The following is a 21,460-nucleotide window of genomic DNA, read 5'->3' as shown; positions in this document are numbered from 1 at the left end:
AAACTTTTAAATATTGTAACATTTATAAAGAAAGTTTCCTATACTTTTAATAAAGTTTCATGGGCTGATTCCGATTGTTAATTATTCCCTCTCTGTTTCTTCTACTTCTTTTAAGAGATCAAATATAGTTTCTACCCCACCTTCTGTTACTAAACATGCTGCCCCTAACGGAGTGCTCCAAAAATGTTCAGGAATGACAGGACGTTTTCTCCCAGCCGGCTGATATAATGTTTTGTAAATACGTTGAAGATGCAGGCGGGCTTCATCTTTATTTGTGTTGCGTTCCCCGCGAGCCGCATTAAAAACATATTGCATGGATTTTAAAATATTATCTCCAGGTATATAAGTAAATTCTTTAAATCGTTCCAGCTTATTATTTGCGCTTTCAAGTTGATCTCTAATACCTAATACATTCAATTGTTCTTTTATATGACGATACAATAGCCGCAAGACTCTTCGTTTTTCCTGCTGCATTAATTCATCCGTATAAACTCGCTGCAAAATTTTATAAGCCTTTTCTTCGGTCATAACCAGCCCCTCCTAATGTTCTATTTTCTCTAAGAACATTCTAGCCGTTCGTAAAGTTGACTGCGGGTTTTGACCGGTTATAAAATTTCCATCCATTTCTACATTTTCTGTGAAAATAGGAGCAGCGACAAAAGTAGCCCCTAGTTCTCTTACTTTAGACTCTAATAAAAAAGGCATATCTTTGTCTAAATCCATTTCTTTTTCCTCTTTATTTGTAAAAGTTGTTAGCCGTTTCCCTTCTAAAAATGGAGTTCCATCAGGTAAAAGGAAATGTGTAAAACCTGCGGAACCATGACAGACAGCTCCTATCACTTTATTGTCTTCTGCCATCTCATTTAATATGTATTGAAGACGTTCACTACTAGGGAAATCAAACATTGTTCCGCGACCGCCTACTAAAAAAATACCATCAAAGTCTTCACTATCCAAATTATCAAGAGAGACAGTGTTTTTTAAAACATCTGCTGCTTTTTTCCACTCTTTAAGAAGATTTCCTCCTTTGCTCTTTGGGTCTATAGGAGCTTCTCCCCCCTTAGGACTGGCAACAATCACCTCATGACCAGCATGAATAAAACTGAGATAAGATTCTGCAAATTCAGATAACCATACTCCTGTCTCTCTACCATTTATTACGTTGCCAGCGTTTGTAACAACGATCAAAATACAAGCCAATGTACGCCTCCCCCTTTTTATAATCATCCCTCTTTCTTTTTCTATCTTTCATTTTAATGGAAACGTAAAAATGTTACAAATGTTAATGTATTAACTATCCTGATGAACAGGACGCACAACTATTTCATTTATATCTACATTTTCAGGCTGAGTGACAACATAATATACTGCCTCCGCTACATCTTCACTTTTGAGAGGTTCAAAAGGCATCCCCTCTTCATTCATGCTCTTTAAAATATTTTCATCCGTGATGGTATTCGTTAAATCAGTAGCAACAGCTCCTGGAGAAATCGCAGTAAATCGTAAATCCGTCCTTGCCATCTCTAGTTTCAAACCTTTCATAATAGCAGACACAGCATGCTTTGTAGCACTGTAAACTGCAGATCCAACAAAGACTTTATGCGCTGCATCAGAAGAGGTTGTAATAATATGACCTTGATTTCTGGCAAGCATATGATCACATACTGCTGCAAACCCATTCAATACGCCTTTGATATTAACATCAATCATACGATTCCATTCGTCAACTTTCGTGTTTTTCATATAAGAAAGCGGCATTAAACCTGCATTATTAAACATCACATCTATTTTGCCAAATGATTCTATGGTGTAAGCGGCCAGCTGCTTCATTTCGTCTAACGAAGTAACATCTGTTTGGTGAATAATCACTTCTCCTTTATTATTATTTAGTTCTGATTGTAATTGTTTTAATTTATTTAGACTTCTAGCAGCAAGCACAACATTGGCACCTTCTTGGGTCAATTTTCTTGCTGCCGCTTCACCTATTCCACTGCTTGCACCTGTAATAATTACTGTTTTATCAAGTGTCATTCTAAAAAGACCTCCATAATCAAAGGGATGGACTCATTTGTTTTAAAAGGGTTATTAATTATGTTTTACAATATTTAATTGAAACATTACTTTTACGAATTAGAAAAACTTGGCTTACCGCCAAGTCCAAATGGCGAAGTCATAGTTTGGCTTATACTTTGATCCTTTAACAAAATTAACATTCCTGAAGTAAAAAATAAGCGCACCCGAGAAGGGTGACGCCCTGTGTGGTTCTTAATTATGAAGTTTACAGGCAGGACCAACGTCTAACATCACTAACAAATTCCATTACTTCACTATTCCGGAACTCCGTATTTTTTAATTCATCTGTAAACAGATAGAGAACTACAGTAATACGATCCCGGTTATCAATCATCTCAACTCCGCTTTTCCCTTTGTTGCCACTTACTAACGGAAGGTTTAACCGTTCAGAAATTTCTTCGGCCGATGACCTTCCTCTTGGAATATCTAAAACAAGTTTAAGATGATCTTCCATATCATCACAAATCATGCCCCACCGTTTGCCAAACCACGCACGACATCCCGTCATACTCACTAGTGTAAATCCATAAGGCGGAGTAGGTACAAATTTTGTGCTTGCCCAACCCCTTAATTCCATTGCACTGCAGAGCTCTTTTGCTTTGGTTCTCACAAGTGTTTCTTGATTTTCTTTTACAGGCATACGATCTCCTCCTTAAAAAATACTCTACACCGTGCCATGAACCATCTCCTTCATGTAATGTAGAAAATTCTGAACATTAACGCATAGAATAAATATAACACAAAAGCAGCATTCTGTCGATTAATTGAATGAAAATTCTAACTTTTGTCACAAATTAGCTTTTGGTTTTATTACATCTTTAATAATACGCCATCAACATCAAACGGTCAATGAACATTCGGTGACAGAAATATTAGTACCCCTAAATAAAAAATGAGACATTTTTGTATATACCCTCCTCGTTTGAAATTAAACATCATTTATCAGATGAATTTTTGTTATACTGTTTTAGGAATGGATAAAGTTTTTTGTAATCTATAACAATTTAAAGAGCAGGCAACGCATTCTAATACTATTTGTAATCTGTTTTATCATTTCACAAAAAGAGGGTTTTTATGAAAGTAAATATAGGTAATACCGTTGTAAAAGGGGCACGCCCAGATAAACAAAGCCGTTGTGCCCACTATCATAAAAAAGAAGATATCATTGCTATTCAATTTTTTTGCTGTGGAGATTTTTTCTGCTGTTATAAATGTCATGAACAAATATGCGATCATCCCCCCTTACAATGGCCTAAAGATCAATGGAACCAAAAAGCCATTCTTTGTGGAGCCTGCGGATATAAACTCACCATTCAAGAATATTTACAATGCAACTATTCTTGCCCTGTGTGCAAAGCTTTATATAACCCAGCCTGTCAGCATCATTATCATTTATATTTTCAAACGTAACTTTTAGAATAAATACTTCAAAATTCCTGAGACTCATTCTTCATAGAAAATCTATCAACTGTCTTATTAACGAAATGAATAAAATAATTCCAACGAAAAAACTTATTAGTGCAAGTATTTTTTCTAATTTATTGTTGTCCACCTCGTTGTTTCACCTCACTAAAAAAACCATGTCATGGCTACCATCAATAGCAGCCCGCCTGTAAATGAATAAGTCGCACTTAAAGCATATCCATCCCCGTGACTTTCGGGGATTAATTCTTTGTACACAATATATAGCATAGATCCCGCCGCAAAAGCTAATCCTATTGGAACTAACTGACTGGCAACAGCCGTTAACCAAAAACCAACAAAAGCTGCAATCCACTCCGCAAAACCTGTACCTAAAGCTATTATAAAAGCATGGCTTTTTTTAACTCCTTGTTCAATTAAAAAGAATGCGATGATAAAACCTTCCGGTGCATTCTGAACCCCAATAGCAAGAGCTATCAATAATCCAAGACCTTCTACCCCACTATTGTAACTTACCCCGACAGATAATCCTTCCGGTATGTTATGCAGAGTGATGGCCATTATAATAAGCATTGCTTTTCGATCTATCATTTTAATGTCAAAATACTCATTATTATTGGTCCGCTCAATATGCTCATGAGGAATATTCTGCTCTAATAATGTTAAAATCAACATTCCAAGAAATATTCCAATAAAAACAGCCTCATAACCACCAAGGTTTAAGCTCTTTGGTATAAGTTCAAACATAGATGCTGCCATCATCATTCCTGCACTAAAAGCAAGCAGCATATCTTTTCCTCGGTGAGTTGTATTTCTTAATAATATAGCAGGAATTGCTCCTAATCCGGTGGCAAATGCAGACAATCCACTTGCCAGTATGAATTCCTCCATGACTTCACCCTCTTTCATACTACCTTTTATAGTGTACGCACTTTAGTAAAAAATAGAAAGAAATCTAAAAGAATATCAAATATTATCAATTATTTTCGATACAATGGCGTTTTAAATCCTTTATTGTTAGGATATACAACATAGAGTTGTTGTCGTTTTTTGAAAGGAGTGCCAAAAAATTTGTCTACCACAAAAATTACTAATATATTAGCAGGAATCATCATACTAGGTTTCGCTATTTATGTTTTCATTTCTAATACATGGGACGAAAATGCTGAGGACTCATCACCCGATTCTGAAGATGAAGCACAAAAAGTTTCCTTAGAAGAATTTGAAGGATACGGGGTAAGTTCCTCTAACGATTACGCAATTGAAACAGGAATGGATATTTTGGAAAAAGGAGGCAACGCTATCGATGCTGCAGTAGCTGTTTCCTTCACCTTAGCAGTTACAGAACCTTATGGCTCTGGCTTAGGAGGCGGCGGTGCCATGCTGTATATGCCTTCTCTAAAAAACGATCCAATCACTTATGATTACCGGGAAACAGCTTCAACCCAAAATCCTGCTGACCAAATCGCAGTTCCTGGATTTGTTAAAGGTATGAAGACTATACATGAAAAACATGGAGAACTGCCAATAGATGAGCTGCTCCAACCGGCTATTTCTTATGCTGAGAATGGATTTAAAGTCAACTCAGATTTACATTACCGCTTAAAAAATGCAGCATACCGTATTCATACAGAAGAAGTACCGCATTTTTACCCTGGAGGGGAACCAATTGAAATTGGAGAAACGCTTGTTCAAAAAGACTTAGCTGATACATTGAAACAGTTACAAACAAACGGTTTAAATGATTTTTACGAAGGAAATGTTTCAAACAGTTTAACTGGTCAAGTTCCCCATATTAACAGCAGTGATTTATCACAATATACAGTAGATGAAAAGGAACCTGTGAAAGGGACATTTGAAGATCATACGGTTTATTCTGCTCCTCCTCCACTATCTGGAACAACCTTCATTCAAATGCTTGGCATGGCCGAACATTTAAATATTAAAAACTATTTAAACAACAATAACGCCGAGTATATACATTTGATGAGTGAAATTACAAGGGAAGCATATTATCAACGATTGAACACCATTGGTGATCCTAACTTTGAAAATGTCAACGTAGATCACCTGACGAGCGATAACTTTATAAGGGAACGTGCAAATTATGTCACGGAAAGCAGATTAAGCGATGAACTTACTTTAGATGCACAACAGGATAACAATATGCAAGAACACACAAGCACCACTCATTTTGTCATTATTGATAAAGAAGGAAAAACCGTTTCAGCTACAAACACTTTAGGAAATTTCTTCGGATCAGGAAACATGGTAGACGGCATGTGGATGAACAGCAACTTGGGCAACTTCAGCGATGATCCAAATTCACCAAATTATATAGAAATTGGAAAACGTCCACGCAGTTTTATTGCACCTAGTATTATTAAAAATGAGACTTCCGAAGTTGTTATGGGAATAGGCACGCCAGGGGGCAACCGTATTCCTGGTGTTCTTACCCAGTTTTTGATTAGACAGGCATACTTGGAAGAAGATTACCAAGACACCGTCAATGCCGGTCGCTTTCACCCTGAGAAAGACCTGATTCATCTAGAAGATACTGAAGCATTTATTGAGGACCAGAGTCTTATTGCACAACTAGAAAGCTACGGATATGATTATCAAGTGGAAGGTGTAAGCACCTACTTCGGAAATATTTCAGCTTTAATAAAAGATTACGACAAACAGGAGATGACTGGAATTGCTGATGAACGAAGAGAAGGTTCATTCGACATTAATTAATATTTGCAGGTGTGATTTTTATGCCTAAACTAAGAACAGTACTTCCTTATTTATTCTTATTAGGTCTAGTATTATTCATGTATTTCTTTAAACATGATGAAGTCTTGACACCACAAGAATCAGAAGCTATCGATTCTCACCTCGAACATGAAGACGAAGATGAAAGTTTTTTATCAGATTAAAAACAGTAATTTTTTTGCAAGGTCAGGCGTCCGATCAAGTGAAGTTACAGGACGCCCCATTTTATGCACGGTGTGAATAAAATAAGAGCAATATAAATACAGGGCTGACTAGGAGGACAAGCCATGCTTCTTATATTAATGGCCTGTGCCATTTTATGTTATTTTGGCTATCATGAAAAACGAAAACACCAAAAAGAAATTGATACGATTCCCGTTCGTGTAAACGTAAACGGGATCCGAGGCAAATCTACTGTAACACGTCTAATAACCGGGGTCTTAACGGAAGCTGGATACAAGACATTCGGAAAAACAACAGGTACCTCTGCCCGCCTTATTGACTGGAAAAGACAGGAAACACCTATAATAAGAAGGCTAGAAGGACCAAACATTAAAGAACAAAAAACAATTTTACAACAGGTTTCTGCCCAAGGAGCAGAAGCATTTGTAAGTGAATGCATGGCCATTAATCCAGAATATCAAGACATTCTTCAAAAAGATTTTCTGCAAGCAAATATTGGCGTCATTTTAAATGTTTACGAAGACCATATGGATGTTATGGGTCCTACACTTCAGCATGTGGCGGATGGTTTTGCTTCGACTATTCCATATAACGGCACACTAATCACGACAGATGGTCCGTTTTATTCTTATTTCTACGATATAGCACAAAAACGAAATACCAAAGTCATTTGTGCTGATCCGAAAAAGCTGCCCGAAGGATTTATTCATAAGTTTGATTATATGATTTTCCCAGAGAATGCAGCAATAGCTTTAGCCGTGGCCGAGAGTTTAAATATTGATAAAGAGACAGCTTTAAAAGGAATGCTGAATGCAAACCCAGACCCAGGTGCTCTTAGAATTACAGCATTTAAAGACGGTGCTCAAAAATCTTCTTATTTTATTAACAGTTTTGCCGCTAATGATGCTCACTCCACTCTTTCGATCTGGGAAAGGATTAAGACATCCGAATTTATAACCAACCATCCTATTGTTATTATGAATTGCCGAGAAGACAGAGTGGACCGCACCAAGGACTTTAGTGAAAACGTGCTTCCTCATCTTCATGGAGAAAAATTGATACTAATAGGAAAGAACGTTCAACACGTATTGTCTGATTATGAAAAAGGGAACCTTCCCTTTGAAACAGTTATTAATTTAGAAGGAAACAAACCAGAAGAAGTACTAGATAGAGTTATAAACGAAGCAAGCCATGCAACTATATTTGGAATAGGAAATATCCATGGTGCCGGAGAGGCATTTATGAATGCTCTTTATACTTCTCCTAATATTATGGACAGCAATAAAGTAAGTTAATGAGGAGGCAATATCATTGTTTGGTACAGATTTATACATCGCCTTAGTAATAGGCGCTGTGCTCAGTTTAATATATGCGGAGAAAACAGGTATAATGCCTGCCGGGCTAATCGTTCCCGGTTATTTAGCTCTTGTTTTTGATCAACCTGTATTTCTCTTAACGATATTTATTATAAGCCTGGTCACCTATTTGATTGTCACTTTTGGATTATCTAAATTTATGGTACTTTACGGGAGAAGAAAATTTACGGCCATGCTTTGTACAGGAATTGCATTAAAGCTGCTGTTTGATTATTTTTATCCAGTCCTTCCATTTGAAATATATGAATTCCGTGGTTTAGGTGTAATCGTTCCAGGCCTTATTGCGAATACAATGCAAAAACAAGGTGTCATCCCGACATTTACAAGTACATTAGTACTTACTGCCGTTACGTTCGGTATTATAACGTTATATTATCTTATTTAGGAGTTTCCATATGATGAAACAAAAAGGTTTAACATTTAAAGAAAAGATATTAGCCATTACCAAAAAAGAAAAGAAAAAAGGATTTCATCAAGCTTGGATCGCATTATTACTATGTTTTTTATTAATCTCCCTTATCCGTTGGTCTGAGCCTGAAGCTCTTGAAAAAAACAGTAAACCAGTGGAACATGATACGGTATTTTCAGCGTCTATGGTTGGTGATATTATGCTGGGCCGTCATGTCGAAGAAATAACTAAACGCCATGGCTACGCTTCACTGTTTGCTTATGCTGAAAATATATTAAGCTCTAGTGATTATACGACCGGCAATTTCGAACATCCAATTATAGATAATGAAGACGAGTTTGAGAAAGCTGATAAAACGATTCACTTGTCTTCTAAACAAAGGTCATTAGGCGCTTTTGAACAATTAAATTTTTCTACAGTGAACTTGGCGAATAATCATATGATGGATTATAAATCAGAGGGATTTTCAGCTACGCTCGATGCTTTTCGGCAAACTTCCATTGATCCAGCAGGAGTCGTTGAAAACGGAAATGCATCGGAAAGTTATACAGTCAATCAATATGAGGGGCTGGATGTGGCTACATTAGGTATAAATGATATTGTTTATTCTGATATGGAAAGCACAAGTCCAACCACGTCTGGCATATTAACATCAGATCCCGATGATTTTATTCCAGCTATAAAAAAAGCAAAAGAAAATGCAGATTTAGTCATGGTTCATCTGCACAGCGGACAAGAATACGACAGCTCCCCCACTACCCGCCAAAAAGAATTGGCTCATGCCATAGCGGATGCAGGAGCAGATATTATAATTGGACACCATCCCCATGTTCTTCAATCAATCGATGTTTATAACGATACACTCATCATGTATTCACTTGGTAATTTTATTTTTGATCAAGGCTGGACAAGAACACGGGACAGCGTCATTGCTGATTATCAATTAAAAGAAGATGGCACTGCGATGCTTGAAATGCACCCTTTTCGTGTATTTGAAGCACAGCCGCGCCCGGTGCAAGGGTTAACGAAGAATATTCACAAGAAAAGAATATTTAGGCAGCTGACAAAAGACACAGAAGCAAAAGAGAATATAGTAGAAAATGGTGAACGTTTAATTATATCGGCTGATCATTCTCATGTATTAAAAAACAAGGAATAAAATCGAAAGATATTTACGAAACAAGCACTATCTTTAAGACAGTGCTTGTTTCTTTTGAATATTAGTTTACATAATAATATTATTTTTACCTATCTATAAAAGATTTTCACATTCCTTGGATGTACACTTTGCTGCCAGGACCGCCTGGTTCAGCTGGCTTGACGAATAGTTTTTTTGGCAGTCTTTCCTGCAGCTCTGGTACGTGACTTATAACACCAACTGATAAATTATCTGTCTGAAGCTTTTCTAAAGCGCTCATTACTGTCTCTAGCAGTTCATGATCCAAGGTTCCAAACCCTTCATCTAAAAAGAAAAATTCTAATGGGTACTGCCCTTTTAATTGAATGGAAGCCGACAAAGCTAATGCCAAAGCAAGACTTGTCAAAAACGTTTCTCCCCCTGATAATGTCGTAACAGGTCTTTTTATTCCGCCATTGGCATCATCTCTCACAATAAAACCGCCGCTAGAATCTACTTCAATGGCATAGCGTCCATTAGTTAATGTATACAGACGTTCAGATGCGAGCCTACTTACTTGAACAAGCTGCTCTTCTGCTATAAATTCAACAAATCCTTTACCACGAAAAACAGTATCTAACTGTTGATATTGGTTTTCTTTCTCTTCTCTTTTTTTTCTTTCCTTTTCAAGCTCATTATAGTATGTGTGCTTTTGTTTTATTTCATCTAAACTTTTAGAAGCAGCTCCTCTTTTTTCCCTTAAATCATCTAATTTTTTATTAATAGCATGCCAAGTCTCTTTCCACACTTCCCATTCTTTGTCTGTAACATAATGGTCGGATAATTTTTGCACCAATTCTTGTTTTATTCTTTTCCATTTTTCCTTTTCCTGTTCAAACGTCTTAATTTTCTTTTCGTATTCATCTTTTTCCTGTTCACTTAATATAGCGTCGCTCACAGAAGCAGGATGCAGCTGTAATGTGCTTCTATCAGCTTTATCTTGCCAAACCATCCGCGCTTTTTCTAATCGTGATACAGATTCATCATAAGAATGCTCGGCAACCGCTTTTTCTTGCTCTGTTTGTTGTTTTTCTGTTTTTAATTTTTCTAATTCGCTGTCCAAGTTTTTCTCTTTTTTCTCCCAAGCAGCAATTTGATCATTTACATCTTTTTTTAACTTGTTTAAATGCTGGCCCTGTAAGATTTTTTCTAACTGTGCTGCTCTATCATTTACAAAAGCAGTCATCTGATCAACCTGTGTTTTTGCCTCAATTTGTTTTACTTCTATCACATGGAGCTTCTTTAATAAACCATCATAACGACCTTGTAAGTCTTCAATGTGTTTCGTGCCATCCTCTATTCTTTTTTGTAAATGCTCGCCTTCTTCTTCATTCTGTTGGAGCGTTTCATATCTATCCTCTAATGCATCAAACGAATAAGATGGGAAGTTCTCCTCCCATTTCTGCCTCGCTCTATCTCGTTCAATCTCTGCAGTCGTTCTTTTTTCTACTAATTCTTTGTGTACGTTATATTTGCTATCACATTCATATTCGTGTTGTTTCCTATTTTCTATCGCTTGATAATAATGTTTTAATTCTTTTTCGATGCTTTTTTGCAGTCGAGAAAGTGTTTCCTCTTCCTTATCCCATTGTACAAGCTTTCGTTGTATCTTCTCTTCCCATTCGACAGCTTTTTTTAATGAAAATAAATCATCAGTATCCTCTTCATTAGCAAGAGATGCTCCCACTTCTTCTCCCATTTGGTCCACAATAGAAGAAGATGTTTGCTGCAATGTCCATTCCCTGTGATTCATTACGAGTTGATAGCTTTGAAGTTTGCTGATCCATTCTTCTAATTTTTCTCGTTCAACGGCATGTTCATCTGTGAATTTCAAAGATTTTTCTTCTGGAACGGCAGGAGCAGGGTGTTCAGAAGAACCACATACCGGGCATGGAATGCCTTCTTTCAAATGAGTAGATAAATGATACGACATTTCCCTAACTTTCATATGATTTTCTTTGTCTGTCTCTTCTTTTAACCATCTTTGCAAATGATGTAAAAATTGGTCTATCCAACCTTTTTCTGCAGCGGTTTTATCATACCAATACAATACTTGAGAAAATCGGGCAGTTAATGTTTCCTTCCCTTTGTTTACCTGTTGCTCTGCTTCTTTTTTGTCTTCGAAAGCTTTATCTGTTTGTTGTTTTCTGTCGCTTTCTTCTCTTTTTATATTTTTTAAGTGTTGATCGAGATGCCGTATATGCTGTTTTTCTTGTATCGCTCTAAATAATGTATTTTTTTCTTCCCGGGTTCCTAGCAATATTTTTTGACGATCTTTTAGTGTTTTTACTGCATCTGAATATTTCATTACGTTTGCATTTATTTTTTCCGCTTCTTTATGATATTCATCCAACTTATTTGTCAATGTCTTATACACATCTTCTATGTTTTGTTTTTCTTGAGTATACTGAGACACTTCTTTTTCCAATTCCTCTGCTTTATCAATAGATTGATGGATAGAGGCAATTTCTTCGTCTTTTGATTCTTTTTCTTGTTGAAATTCTTCCCACTGAGAAAGCAGATGTTTTTCGTTAACTAAAATATCATGAAGCTTATTTGCTTTATCATCAGCTTTCTTTTTCCATTCTCTCTGCTCTTTATCGGCATAGAGGCAAGCATTGGCATATGGAAGCAGCGACTCTGCTTCTATTGATTGCTGTATATAATTTTTGTGGATTTCTATTTGTGGTGCTTGTTTTTCTAATTCTAGAAGCTCTTGATAGGCTTCTTCTTTTTCTTTTTGCCAAGCTCTTAATTGTTTTATTTGTTCCCACTTTTCTTCTGTTTGCTCTTTTCTTATTAAGGCTTGTTGAAGTTCGTTATCCCAATATTTAAGGTTATCTTCTACCGTAAGTAATGCTTCTTTCGATGCGTTCCCAAGTCCAAGTTGCTCCGCTTCTATTTTTTCTTTTTCATGCGTAACATCCTGAAGATTCTTTTTAATTTTTTTAATTAGGTCGTCTCCATACTTCTCTAAATGAAATAATCGCTGCAGCATTTTTCTTCTTTCGTTCCCGCGAAGTTTTAGAAATTCCGAGAATTTACCTTGGGGAAGTACTACTGCTCTTGTAAAATCATCTATGGACAATCCAAGCAAATTTTCAATTTGATTATTCACGTCATTGGTTTTATCAGCTAATACAGAAGGTTCCTTTGTCATATCAAGCAAACGGCAGAAGGAAGTTTTCACATTAAATTCACTCGTACGTTTATAGCTGCGTTCTACCATGTAAGTTGAAGCACTTCCTTTATGACCAAGTTCGAAGGCAAAAGAAACGGATAATGTTTTTTCTGCTTGATTAATAATACCTTGCGTGTTGTTCAAGGCCCGCTCTACTTTGCCATATAACGCTAATGTCATTGCATCTAATAAAGAAGATTTTCCGCTTCCTGTGGGACCGAATATTCCAAAGACCCCCCCTTCGCATAGGGAAGAGAAGTTTACCGTTTGCTTTTCTCTAAAACTGTGCAAACCTTTAATTGTGATTTCTATAGGGCGCACCTTTATTCCCCTCCTTCTGCCAGCTCCATAAATAATCGGACTAGTTTTTCATCGGCTTGTGCTCCGCCTGTTTGCCTCTCATAAAACTTCTTAAACAATTCATTAATCGGAAATTCTTTTCTTTTTTCTAAGGTTATATTGTTTTGCATGTCAGGAAAAACCGGGTGAATATGTATGATTCCTTCATGTGATTTTCTTATATGATGAATCTCTTCCATAGAAGGAGTTTCTGTAATATGCAAGTCCAGTTCAATCCAAGCATTGTCATCTCTTTTTTCATTTATCCACCGATAGACTTCTTCCAACCCATGACGAGCATCCCACTTCACTAAAGGCTTTCCGCAAGATAGTGGAATCTCTTTTATATAAGGGGTTTTTTGAGCTTTAATATCAATAATGGTTACTGATTTGGAATATCCTGATTCGGAAAAACTAAAAGCGATCGGTGATCCACTATACCTTGTTAAGCCATCGGATCCGTGAATATTTTGCGGCCGATGAAGATGTCCAAGAGCTGTATACTGCACATTTCCAGGCAATGATGAAGGCGAAACCGTATATGCTCCTCCGACTTCAATTGGTCTTTCTGAATCACTCGACGCGCCACCTGCAGCAAATACATGACTCATCGCCATACAAACGTTTTCTTTCTTAAATGATTGGGTTAACTGCTGAAACAGGTGTTTTACTTTTTTGTTATAGGCGCTTTGCAAAGACTGCTCTTCCATTGAACTGCTGAATACAGCTTGCATGCGTGATTCAGAAGGATAAGGAAGAGCTCCTAGTTGAAGCACTTCCTCTTTTACTGATATCTTAACAGGTTCTATACCTGGGTATCCTAAAATATATATCCCTTGGCATTTTGCCATCTTTCTTGCGGCTTGGAGTCTGTCTGGATGATCATGATTTCCAGCTATAATAATAATTGGTATGTTATACTTTTCACTGAAGTTTGCTATGCTTTCATAAAATAATTCTTCAGCTGAGGCAGGCGGGTTCACAGAATCAAACACATCACCAGCCATTAATAATACATCAATTTTTTCATCTCTTATAATAACTTCCAATTCCTCAAAAAAAGCAATTTGTTCAGGCATTCTGCTTCTTCCTTCAAGCGTTTTCCCTAAATGCCAATCTGCTGTATGCAGTACTCTCATAAAAACCTCTCCCTAATTCATCATATCAATCACATAATGACCGTCAAAAGCGTAAAGATACGCTTCTTGTATTTCTTCTTGCCAAATATTAGATAAAGCTTCTAGGTAAAGATCAATTTGCGATTGATACCTGTCTTTCATCATTGTTACAGCTGTGTTGATATTACCTGGGAACCTGCTTTTGAACGCATCTGTTTTGTAATCAATCAAAACAAGCTGCCCTCTTTCATCACGAAACACACAGTCCACTGCCCCTTGGATTAAAATCAAATCTTCTGCACTGCTTTCTTTTAATCCGTAACTAAAAGGGATTTCTCTAAAAACTTGTGAAGATTTTTTCATTCTTTCTCCAAGATTAGAGGAAAAAAACGAAACAATTTCACTAGCCTCAACCATATTGGCTTGCTCTTCAGTTAATAGCTCTTTATATACTAATTCTGTAATATTATGCTGACAGTTTTCTTTTGAAATCGTTGTTTCAAGTGGAATATGCTCCATTACCGTATGGACTGCTGTTCCTCTTTCTGTTGGCCTGGTGTTTTTTTGCTGCATAAATAGAGGTCGTTCTGCGTGTTGAGATTGAAAGGATGGCTGAAAAGCCGGCTCGCTATATTCATCTTGAAGAGTCCTTTTGTATTCACTAACGGTCTGTTTCGAGCGATGGGTGACGGAAGATTGATAAGGATAGGACCAGCTTAACTTTTTTTCTATATCATTCAAATGTTCACTCTGAACATTTACCGGCTGCTGTTGTTTTAAAGCTTGTTCCACTTCTTGTACCACGGATACAACGTCTTCATCTGCTTCTTGTAAGTCTTGATGCTCAACAAAAGTTATCTTCCAATTGGAAGGATAATAGTAAACGTCCGAAAATCCGCAGCTTCCTTCCTCTTGTTGCCAGTCCTTTGCAGAGTGATGACGAAACAGCGCAGGACCTATCCAATCTGCATATGATTTGGCCTTTAATCTGTCTACCTCTGGCAGAACCCATTCCCCGTGCTGCGTATACTCTAACCAGGCATTCAATGTTTTTTCTGCTTTTTTTAATGTACCAACTAAGAATAACTTTTCTTTCGCTCGGGTCATAGCTACATAAAGAACTCTCATCTCTTCTGCTATATTTTCTCGGTGAATCCGCTTTTTGACGGCCAGCTGGGGGATGGATTCTTTGATTACTCTTTGACTGGGATCTATAGATTTGGCTCCGATACCTAAATCCTTATGAAGAAGAACGTTACGGTAAACATCCTGGAAATTAAACTGTTTATTCAACCCGGCAATAAAAACAACTGGGAATTCGAGGCCTTTGCTTTTATGAATCGTCATTAACCGAATGACATCTTCTTGTTCTCCTAACGCTCTGGCTGTTCCTAGATCATCCCCGCGTTCTTGTATACGCTCAATAAACCGCAAAAACCGAAATAATCCCCGGAAAGACGTTTTCTCATATGATCTTGCACGGTCATATAAAGCTAATAAATTAGCTTGTCTTTGTTTGCCGCCAGGGAGTCCTCCTGCAAAATCATAATATCCTGTCTCCTGTAATAGATCCCAAATAAATTCAGATAATGACTCACTGCGGGCGCGCTCTCGCCATACACGAAGTTTTTCATAAAATAATAGTGCTTTCTCTTTCCAGACCGATGCCGGTCCTGAAATGACGGATTCTTTCAGTGCATCAAAAAATGTACTTTTTTTATTCATCAGCCGTATTTGTGCCAGCTCTTCCTCATTCATTCCGACGATAGGAGAGCGCAAAACAGAAGCCAGAGGAATATCTTGCCTTGGATTATCAATTACTTGCAGCAAAGACAGCATAATATTAATTTCTACTGCTTCAAAATAACCACCACTTAGTTCTGCATAAACAGGCAGTCCCTCTTTTTTAAATTCCTCCATAATTGTAGAAGCCCACGGCATCGAACGCATTAATATAACAACATCACGGTAGGTAATATTTCGCAATTGTTTTGTTTCTTTATCTAGTATCTGATATTGTTCATTTATTAATTGCTTGATTTTTTCGGCCATCCATCTCGCTTCTAATTGCGCTGTTTCAGTGTCCTCTTCTGCTTCATCGGCGTTTTGTCCGCTTGAATATTCTAATGGATCACCCTTATTAATTAGCGCAAGTTCTGGATCTCTATTTTCCATTTGCTGATACTCTTTATTTCCAGCTTTTAATTCAGCAGCTTCATCATATTTTACATCTCCAGCTTTTTCATCCATAAGCTGTTTAAAAATGAAATTAGCAGCACTTAGAACTTCTGTACGGCTTCTAAAATTTTGATCAAGGTCTACTTTCCAACCTGGAATGCCATTGGTTTGATTATATTTTTGGTATTTTTCTAGGAAAAGTGCAGGTTCTGCCAAACGAAAACGGTACACACTTTGTTTGACATCGCCTACCAAAAATAAATTATCGCCATTTGAAATCGTTTGAAGAATTGCTTCTTGGGTATGGTTTGTGTCCTGATATTCGTCCACCAAAATTTCTTCAAAACGATACCGACATTCATGAACAGCCTCTGAATCTTCTTCGTTTAATACAGCTAAACATAAATGTTCAAGATCAGAAAAATCAACAAGGCCTTTATCTTCTTTAGCTGACTGATAGCTTTCAGCAAATAAACGAACAGTATTTACAAGCGTTTGAACAGGAACAGCCATCTCCTTGATATCCTGAAGTAAAATGTAAGGATGCTCGTCAAATGCCTCTGTTTTTATACTATTAATCTCTTTTTTTACTTTATCTCGAATATCTTTTACTTGAGCTTTTAAAGTTTCCTCAACATCTTCATTTTTTTTAATCGTTTTTAAACGTTTAAATGCAATGTGCTGAATTGAATCATACAGTTTCTCCCAAGTACTAGCACCATACAATGTTTCAAGCATTTTTTCATCTTCAACGATTGTTTCTAAGTAAGGAGCAGGGCCGCCATCTAATTCACATAATGATTTTGCTTTTTGCAGAGCTTCAAAAGAGGCAGATAGACGTGCCTTCACATCTCTCCAAATTTCTTTTACCCATTCTAACTCATCCATGCTTTGATCTTCAGCCAAGTTATAATAAGAAGCCATAGTACTCAGCCAGTGACCTGGATCGGGATGAGCTCTTGAAAAACGGTATACATTTCGAACGACGTTTCGGAAGCCTTCATCTGATTTATCGCCGCTGAATCTATCACAAGCATCGATAAATGAAGTATTGTTTTCTTTACTGTACTGTTCTTCAAACACTTCATCTAGAATTTCTTCTCTCATTAGTTCCCCTTCAATTTCATCTAAAATACGAAATTGAGGATCTATGTTTACTTTGTAATAATATTTTCGTATTAAGCTCATACAAAAGGAATGAAGAGTAGAAATTTGCGCCCTGTTTAATAACGCTAGCTGTCTGCGTAAATACAATGAACCAGGGTTTTTATTTATTTCTTGCTCCAGTGCTTCTGCAATGCGATTTTTCATTTCTGCTGCAGCTGCATTTGTAAATGTCACAATAAGGAGCCGATCGACATCTGCTGGATGATCTTTGTCGGTTATTTTATTAATGATTCGTTCCACAAGCACTGCTGTTTTCCCGCTGCCAGCAGCTGCTGAGACAAGTTGGCTGCTACCTGATCCAGAGATAGCTTCCCATTGACTTTCAGTCCATGATGCTCCAACTGGTTTAGGCTTCCACTTCATTTTCATTATTCATGCCCCTTCTTCTGTTCGTTATCAAACAAATAAGAATGTATTTCTTTTTTATTTTTAGACAACACTCGGTAGTCATTTGCTTCAAAAGAAGTGTCAAATTGACAAACAGCTTTAAAAGAACAAAATGAACAAGCGGTATTTTGCTGGTTTTTAAAAGGTTTTATTTCCGTGTTTCCTTGCATAATGTAATAGCCGATATCTTGCAGTTTCTTACGTATATACTGCCTGAGTGATTCGTAGTTAGAGGAGGGCAGCACCGAAGAATTACTGTAAAAGGAGCCATCCTTTTTAATAGCTGCAGGAACGATTTGAGAATGTCCTGTCGAAAGGGCTTGGTCCATTAACCGCACTGATTCTTCTTCTGCCAAGAGTAGCCCTTTCATTTTAAACCGCTTGAGAAATTCATTTTCTAATTCTTCTTCACTCAAACCCTGTTTTGCTTGAATAAACGGGTTATGAACATGGAAATACAGTACTCCTGCTGGCTGTACCTTATCCCCAATCCAATCTTCAGAAAATGATAATATAACATCAAGATAAACCAGCATTTGAAGGGCTAAACCGAAGTAGACATCAGCTAGCTTAATGTCTTTCTCGCTCGATTTGTAATCAATTATTCTCACAAAAATACCTTCAGTCCCATCAGCCGTATCTACTCTGTCAATCCTTCCAGCCACTTCCATTTCCGTTCCATCGGCCAAGGTGAAACGCAAAGGAGGAAGCTCTTGTTCAGGACCAAAGCCAAGTTCTAATCCATATGGTGAAAATCCAGATACTTTTGCTTGTTTGCTTAGCATTTCTGACGCCCGTCCGACTGTATCTTCCAGCTTCTTTTGTAAATATTTGTATCTATTCGTACTTAACAAAATTTCTCGCTGTATTTTAGGGACTAAGACCGCCACACATTCTTTAGCTATCTGGCGGCATTCTTTTGGAGAAAGCTCTCCCCAGTCTTTTCCTTCGTTTTTTATAACCTCGGTCATATCTTTTAAGGCAGCATGAAACAGCTGGCCAATATCGGGTGCTTCTAATTTATAAATATCCCGTTCTTTTAAACTGAGACCATAGGAAGCAAATTGAGAAAACGCACAGGACTCGAATTTTTCCATCCTCGAAACGCTTGCTTTTAATTTTTCACCATACAAATATTTACTGGTATCAGTAGATAAACGAACAGGTTGATTCATATAATACAAACTATTTAAAACAGATGGAGTCAGTCCAAACGGATCATTTTTTATATACCAATTATATACGTCCCACCATATAGAAGAGATCGGGTATCCTTTTTTCCATAATTGAAGCTGATATGTTAAAAAAGACAATGTTTTCCGGTGAGGACCCACAAAATCAATCTGCTGACTTTGTGTAAACTCGTTTGGTTCGTTAAATAGCAGACTCTCCTCTAAATCAGGAAAGATATCTTTCAATTGATTTATAATTATAGAAGGCTGTAATGTTTTTCCCTCTTCATCTGCCAATGGGTAGCTAACATACAAATTCTCTTCTGGTAAGCTTAAAGCACGATAAATAAGGAACTGCTCATTGAGAAGCTGCTGGCCGGAATCATCCGCAAGCTCCATCCCTTGTTTTTCAAACCATTGTCTTTCATCATCATTGAGTATGCCTTCTTCTTCAAATGCGGCAGGAATAATTCCCTCATTCACACCTAGTAAAAAAACGATTTTAATATTTGTCAGCCTCGAGCGTTCCATGTCCGCTGCAGTAACTTGGTCAATCGCAGGCGGCACAATACTAAAACTCATCGACTCCAGTCCAGCTTCTATTATTTTTTGAAAATCAGAAAAAGTCACTTCCTCATCCCCGGCCATTTCAACGATTTGCTCCAATAATTCAATAACCGCTCCCCACACCTGTTCATGCTCTCTAGCTTTTGCTAGATCACCTGCATCCTTTGCTTTGTCTCTTAACTTTTCAATTTTATTAGGTACATACAGCTCTTCTAGAAATTCAAACAACCTTACGCTGAATTCTCTTAAGGTACTTCTTTTTTTTATACGTTTTTCAAAATGTAATAGCGCGGATGAAAACTTATCGCGAAGTAAATTTATAGTGCGTTCATATTTAACGTCTTTTTTCCTGCGTAGGTCCTCCGTTCCTGCTGATGTTCTCTTGCTTACATATCCCCAAGGACCTTTTTGTTTCCAATGTTTTTCTTTAATACCATACGCAAGTACATAATTCTCTAACATATCCACTTTTTCTCTTTCTTGTTCCCAGTCTTCTTCTATGGAAAAAAACATATCTGTTTTCAACGATCTAAATAACGGTTCATATCTCCAGTTTTCAGAAATGGTTTCTAAAGAAGAACGTATACATTCAATAACAGGATGGTTCAACATAGGACGTCTTTGATCGTTAAACAAAGGTATATTGTAATCTTGGAAGGAAGCACTAAGCATTTCTCCGTAATCTTCCATATTTCTAGTAATTACTGCAATGTCTTTATAACGATATCCCTTTTCCTGCACAAGCTTTATAATTTCTCTTGCACAAGCTTCAATCTCTGCTCTTCTATTTACTGCTGCTCTGATCATAATACTGTTATCTGATTTACTTGGTATCGTTGGGCGTTTCTCAAAATACTTTTCTAGATGCCGCAAGTTTAACGTTTTATATTTTTTTTGCTCTTTAAATACTACTGTTTCCTCTATATTACAATCAGTTTGATCACATAGTGCTCTTAATTTTTGATAAGTCGTTCCAGTTTGTTGAAATAAATCCAACATATGCGGAGGTTCCATGTCATAAGGTTTATCTAAAGTCAAAGCAAAGGTTATATGTTCTGATTTGTTCATAAGGGCTTGTAGAACATTAAGTTCTTGAGGTGTAAACGAATGAAAACCATCTACATATATTTCAGCCTCCTCTAACAGCGAGGAGTTTTCTGCTTTTTCAGCTAAAAGGCGCAAATAATCTTCCGTTCCTGCATAACGATTTCCTAAAACCAGCTCTACATTTTTCCATATATTAACAATATCGTGGAGTTTATCTGTTAATACTTGATTTGGCGCTGATTTGTCGGTTTCTGCTTCTAAATCCAAATATTTTTGTTCAAGCATATCTACCGAAACAACCTGGCGTTTAAATTCTGTTATTAACTGTTCTAAATGTTCAATAAATCCGCTTTTATCAGATGCTTTTCTATATAAACGGAGACCATCTTTTTGTTCTTCAATCACTTTTCGAAGCACCATCTGAATGCCGGTTTGCTGAAGATAGGTTTTGGTTATCCCGCCTGTTTCTTGTAGAACCCGCCATGCCATTCGTGAAAAACTTAAAACTTGGCATCTTGTCATCCCTGTTTTTGTTCTTTTTAAAAGATCGTATTCTGCTTGGAATGTCATTTGATCAGGTACTAAGTAAATAATTGGCGGGCCGTCTTTAGGCTGTTTCTTGAGTTTGTCTTTCATCTCTGCTTGAATAGCTTGTGTTTTGCCCGTTCCTGTTCTTCCTATGTAAAAGACTGCCCCCATATTGATCGCCTCCGCTTTTAAAACAATTCTTTTATAGTTACATTCAAATGAATCATATGTTCGCTTTCTTCTTACATTTTATATAAATATCTACAAAAGGAAAAGGCATAACTGCAAAATGGAAAACAAAAGAAAAGGTTGGACAACCAAAATATGTGGAGTGCAGCTGTGTTGTGCGGACTTGTACAAGCAGCTTGGTTACTATTTA

General features: G+C 37.0%; 15 protein-coding genes. 6 read left to right on the top strand and 9 right to left on the bottom strand.

Annotated features, from left to right (window positions below; translation table 11 throughout):
* Positions 1–81: 81 nt before the first annotated feature.
* The 4 genes from CEF16_RS03880 to CEF16_RS03865 all read right to left on the bottom strand — a co-directional run bounded on the left by CEF16_RS03880 (position 82) and on the right by CEF16_RS03865 (position 2,713).
* Positions 82–528, bottom strand: a complete 447-nt coding sequence (locus CEF16_RS03880; protein ID WP_245917752.1) for a hypothetical protein — start codon at positions 526–528, stop codon at positions 82–84.
* A 12-nt stretch (positions 529–540) separates the two neighbouring features.
* Entirely contained in the window at positions 541–1,200 is a 660-nt protein-coding gene (locus CEF16_RS03875; RefSeq protein WP_245917751.1) for a type 1 glutamine amidotransferase domain-containing protein, read from the bottom strand.
* A 90-nt stretch (positions 1,201–1,290) separates the two neighbouring features.
* Complete coding sequence (locus CEF16_RS03870; RefSeq protein ID WP_091579904.1) at positions 1,291–2,031, bottom strand: SDR family oxidoreductase; 741 nt, start codon at positions 2,029–2,031, stop codon at positions 1,291–1,293.
* A 247-nt stretch (positions 2,032–2,278) separates the two neighbouring features.
* Positions 2,279–2,713 carry a hypothetical protein gene (locus tag CEF16_RS03865; RefSeq protein WP_091579901.1) on the bottom strand — a complete coding sequence of 145 codons (435 nt, stop codon included), beginning with the start codon at positions 2,711–2,713 and terminating at the stop codon, positions 2,279–2,281.
* A 434-nt stretch (positions 2,714–3,147) separates the two neighbouring features.
* Here CEF16_RS03865 and CEF16_RS03860 point away from each other — a divergent pair, with 434 nt between their 5' ends.
* Positions 3,148–3,483 carry a CHY zinc finger protein gene (locus CEF16_RS03860; protein ID WP_091579898.1) on the top strand — a complete coding sequence of 112 codons (336 nt, stop codon included), beginning with the start codon at positions 3,148–3,150 and terminating at the stop codon, positions 3,481–3,483.
* Between the two features lie 159 nt (positions 3,484–3,642).
* On the opposite strand, the gene CEF16_RS03855 is transcribed toward CEF16_RS03860, so the two are convergent.
* Positions 3,643–4,386, bottom strand: a complete 744-nt coding sequence (locus tag CEF16_RS03855; RefSeq protein WP_091579896.1) for a ZIP family metal transporter — start codon at positions 4,384–4,386, stop codon at positions 3,643–3,645.
* Positions 4,387–4,566: 180 nt separating this feature from the next.
* Here CEF16_RS03855 and CEF16_RS03850 point away from each other — a divergent pair, with 180 nt between their 5' ends.
* From CEF16_RS03850 to CEF16_RS03835, 5 genes are all read left to right on the top strand, one after another.
* On the top strand, positions 4,567–6,234 hold the full coding sequence (locus CEF16_RS03850; protein ID WP_091579893.1) for a gamma-glutamyltransferase family protein: 1,668 nt from the start codon (positions 4,567–4,569) through the stop codon (positions 6,232–6,234).
* A 20-nt stretch (positions 6,235–6,254) separates the two neighbouring features.
* Positions 6,255–6,416 carry a hypothetical protein gene (locus CEF16_RS23565; RefSeq protein ID WP_170031560.1) on the top strand — a complete coding sequence of 54 codons (162 nt, stop codon included), beginning with the start codon at positions 6,255–6,257 and terminating at the stop codon, positions 6,414–6,416.
* A gap of 123 nt (positions 6,417–6,539) precedes the next feature.
* Positions 6,540–7,730: a poly-gamma-glutamate synthase PgsB gene (gene pgsB / locus CEF16_RS03845; protein ID WP_091579891.1), complete on the top strand. Its 1,191-nt coding sequence runs from the start codon at positions 6,540–6,542 to the stop codon at positions 7,728–7,730.
* A gap of 16 nt (positions 7,731–7,746) precedes the next feature.
* On the top strand, positions 7,747–8,196 hold the full coding sequence (gene pgsC / locus CEF16_RS03840; protein ID WP_091579888.1) for a poly-gamma-glutamate biosynthesis protein PgsC: 450 nt from the start codon (positions 7,747–7,749) through the stop codon (positions 8,194–8,196).
* Between the two features lie 10 nt (positions 8,197–8,206).
* Positions 8,207–9,379 (top strand): CapA family protein, encoded by a 1,173-nt coding sequence (locus tag CEF16_RS03835; RefSeq protein ID WP_091579885.1) that lies wholly within the window; start codon positions 8,207–8,209, stop codon positions 9,377–9,379.
* A gap of 106 nt (positions 9,380–9,485) precedes the next feature.
* On the opposite strand, the gene CEF16_RS03830 is transcribed toward CEF16_RS03835, so the two are convergent.
* Genes CEF16_RS03830 through addB form a run of 4 tightly spaced genes read right to left on the bottom strand, consistent with a single transcriptional unit; the run spans position 9,486 to position 21,252 of the window.
* The gene (locus CEF16_RS03830) at positions 9,486–12,899 is read right to left on the bottom strand and encodes an AAA family ATPase (RefSeq protein WP_091579883.1); all 3,414 of its coding nucleotides are present in this window, start codon (positions 12,897–12,899) and stop codon (positions 9,486–9,488) included.
* Between the two features lie 2 nt (positions 12,900–12,901).
* Complete coding sequence (locus CEF16_RS03825; RefSeq protein WP_091579880.1) at positions 12,902–14,056, bottom strand: exonuclease SbcCD subunit D; 1,155 nt, start codon at positions 14,054–14,056, stop codon at positions 12,902–12,904.
* Between the two features lie 12 nt (positions 14,057–14,068).
* Entirely contained in the window at positions 14,069–17,749 is a 3,681-nt protein-coding gene (gene addA / locus CEF16_RS03820; protein ID WP_091579877.1) for a helicase-exonuclease AddAB subunit AddA, read from the bottom strand.
* Positions 17,749–21,252: a helicase-exonuclease AddAB subunit AddB gene (gene addB / locus CEF16_RS03815; protein ID WP_091579875.1), complete on the bottom strand. Its 3,504-nt coding sequence runs from the start codon at positions 21,250–21,252 to the stop codon at positions 17,749–17,751. The genes addA and addB overlap by 1 nt, the downstream gene beginning before the upstream one ends.
* Positions 21,253–21,460: the final 208 nt, after the last annotated feature.

Source organism: Alteribacillus bidgolensis (genome assembly GCF_002886255.1).
Classification (GTDB): Bacteria; Bacillota; Bacilli; order Bacillales; family Marinococcaceae; genus Alteribacillus; species Alteribacillus bidgolensis.
Note: the sequence above shows the minus strand (reverse complement) of the source record. Positions and strands in the feature narration are given on the sequence as shown.

What these genes read in the sequence shown, in the direction of transcription:
- CEF16_RS03880 (WP_245917752.1), bottom strand. Translation starts at nt 528, where the DNA reads ATGACCGAAGAAAAGGCTTATAAAATTTTGCAGCGAGTTTATACGGAT.
- CEF16_RS03870 (WP_091579904.1), bottom strand. Translation starts at nt 2,031, where the DNA reads ATGACACTTGATAAAACAGTAATTATTACAGGTGCAAGCAGTGGAATA.
- CEF16_RS03865 (WP_091579901.1), bottom strand. Translation starts at nt 2,713, where the DNA reads ATGCCTGTAAAAGAAAATCAAGAAACACTTGTGAGAACCAAAGCAAAA.
- CEF16_RS03860 (WP_091579898.1), top strand. Translation starts at nt 3,148, where the DNA reads ATGAAAGTAAATATAGGTAATACCGTTGTAAAAGGGGCACGCCCAGAT.
- CEF16_RS03855 (WP_091579896.1), bottom strand. Translation starts at nt 4,386, where the DNA reads ATGGAGGAATTCATACTGGCAAGTGGATTGTCTGCATTTGCCACCGGA.
- CEF16_RS23565 (WP_170031560.1), top strand. Translation starts at nt 6,255, where the DNA reads ATGCCTAAACTAAGAACAGTACTTCCTTATTTATTCTTATTAGGTCTA.
- pgsB (WP_091579891.1), top strand. Translation starts at nt 6,540, where the DNA reads ATGCTTCTTATATTAATGGCCTGTGCCATTTTATGTTATTTTGGCTAT.
- CEF16_RS03835 (WP_091579885.1), top strand. Translation starts at nt 8,207, where the DNA reads ATGATGAAACAAAAAGGTTTAACATTTAAAGAAAAGATATTAGCCATT.
- CEF16_RS03825 (WP_091579880.1), bottom strand. Translation starts at nt 14,056, where the DNA reads ATGAGAGTACTGCATACAGCAGATTGGCATTTAGGGAAAACGCTTGAA.
- addA (WP_091579877.1), bottom strand. Translation starts at nt 17,749, where the DNA reads ATGAAAATGAAGTGGAAGCCTAAACCAGTTGGAGCATCATGGACTGAA.
- addB (WP_091579875.1), bottom strand. Translation starts at nt 21,252, where the DNA reads ATGGGGGCAGTCTTTTACATAGGAAGAACAGGAACGGGCAAAACACAA.